Origin of the sequence: Solihabitans fulvus, assembly GCF_008386585.1 — a bacterium.
Lineage (GTDB): Bacteria > Actinomycetota > Actinomycetes > Mycobacteriales > Pseudonocardiaceae > Solihabitans > Solihabitans fulvus.
Map to the genome: position 1 here is coordinate 1 of NZ_VUOB01000426.1, position 345 is coordinate 345.

Annotated in this window: 1 protein-coding gene; it reads right to left on the bottom strand. The window is 35.4% G+C overall.

Annotated elements, in window-relative coordinates; all coding sequences use genetic code 11:
• Positions 1-31: 31 nt before the first annotated feature.
• Positions 32-345: hypothetical protein (locus F0L68_RS44355; protein WP_223199684.1), on the bottom strand; the 314-nt coding region annotated here is incomplete at its 5' end.

The window sequence follows — 345 nt, forward strand, 5'->3', positions numbered from 1 at the left end:
TGTTCTTATGGGTCTTCGGATTGCCATATATTTATCCAGTTTCATAATGTCCGGTTATTTTACTGAATCTAGTGGATTTTGACTTGTCTTTTGGTATGAGGCGATTCAGGTCTCGCTCAATTCCATCAGAAGGGTCGGATGTAATTTTCTTGAATTTTGAAGTATCTGATAAAAGTTCGATTAGATTTCCTTGGTAGTTGCTCCTGTTCATAATAACGAAGGTGTTACTTTTGTCTGCTTTTCTGATTGTTATGGTTTCCTTTTTGATGAACTCCCTAATTTTGTAATAATCTTCTTTCGTAATCAAATCTTTGGTGTTGTCTCTTCTTTCTTTCAAGCCGAATC